The organism is Actinoplanes sp. NPDC026619, assembly GCF_040638295.1.
Classification (GTDB): domain Bacteria; phylum Actinomycetota; class Actinomycetes; order Mycobacteriales; family Micromonosporaceae; genus Actinoplanes.
Genome location: NZ_JBEZYA010000095.1, coordinates 1 through 1,322 on the forward strand (window position 1 = coordinate 1; position 1,322 = coordinate 1,322).

The 1,322-nt window shown below is 68.2% G+C and carries 1 protein-coding gene; it reads right to left on the minus strand.

Annotation, left to right across the window (positions count from 1 at the left end; all coding sequences use genetic code 11):
• Positions 1-17: 17 nt before the first annotated feature.
• Entirely contained in the window at positions 18-1,088 is a 1,071-nt protein-coding gene (locus AB0E90_RS51685) for an IS110 family transposase (RefSeq protein WP_360421238.1), read from the minus strand.
• Positions 1,089-1,322: the final 234 nt, after the last annotated feature.

The window sequence follows — 1,322 nt, forward strand, 5'->3', positions numbered from 1 at the left end:
GGATGCTCCTATGGATGTCAAGCGGCGGGTTCAAGATTGTTTGAGGTGATGAGCTGGTAGAGCTCGCGGGCGACGTAACGCTTGAGGCACCGGATGATCTCTTTCTTGGACAGGCCGTCCTTGGTGCGTCGTTCGGCGTACGCGCGAGTGCGCGGATCCCAGCGCAGGCGGCAGAGCACGACCCGGTAGAGGGCGCAGTTGGCTTGCCGGTCGCCACCGCGGTTGAGCCGGTGGCGGGTGGTCTTGCCGGACGAGGCCGGGATCGGAGCGACGCCGCAGAGCATCGCGAAAGCGGCTTCGGAGGTAAGCCGGTTGTGGTTCTCGCCGGCGGTGACCAGCAGCTGGCCTGCGGTATCGGCGCCGACGCCGTGAACGGCGACCAGGGCAGGGTTGATGGCGGCGACCAGCGGCTCGAGGAGTTCGTCGAGGTCGGTGATCTCGGTGGACAGCTGTTGGTGGCGGCGGGCCAGCGATCGTAGAGAGATCTTGACGGCGGTGGCCGGGGTCGCGGCGTCGGCCCGGTCAGGCCGCAGGTTCGCGCAGGTAGCGATCAGCTGTCTGACGGTCAGGCCGCGCAGTTGTGCGCGCAGCTCGTCGGGGGCGGTGACGATCAGGGTCTTGATCTGGCGCTGGGTGTCGGCGCGTTGGTCGACGGCGCTGCGCCGGGCCACCCGCAGGTTGCGCAGCGCTTCGACTCGGCCGTCGCGCTGCTTAGGCACACCGGTGCGTTCGCCGGCCAGCGCAGTCTTGGCCGCCGCGATGGCGTCGATCGGGTCGGACTTGCCCTGGAACCGGCGGGTCTTGCGGTTGGGGCGGTCGACCTCGATCACCTCGACCTGTTCGGCGCGCAGCTGGCGGGCGAGGCCGGCTCCGTAGGCGCCGGTCCCCTCGACCCCGACCCGCCACAAGCGGCCGAACCCGCGGATCCAGGCCAGCAGGGCGGCGTAACCGGCTGTCGTGGCGGGGAACTGCTGGGTGCCCAGCACCCGCCCGACCAGGTCGATCACCGCCGCGGTGTGGGTGTCCTGGTGGGTGTCGACGCCACCGACGACCTCGATCGCGGCAGAATCAGGTGTAATAGAAGGCATCGTCGTCCTGTCGTTCGTGACTGGGGGCAGGGCGGCACGCACCAGCCGGGCAACGCGGACAAGACAGAGATGGGGCCTCTGGCCAGGCTCCTATGAAGTCACAACGCCACGTCTAGCGAGTGCACGAGCACCTCCCGACCGAGGCCGACAAATCCCGTTAAGGACCCGAAGTCAGTCAGGCGATGAGTCAGACCTCGGCGGGAGGTGCTCATGAACATCATCTCTGTCAGGCGA

Excerpts from the sequence above, each read along its gene's own strand:
- AB0E90_RS51685 (WP_360421238.1), bottom strand. The coding sequence starts at position 1,088 with ATGCCTTCTATTACACCTGATTCTGCCGCGATCGAGGTCGTCGGTGGC.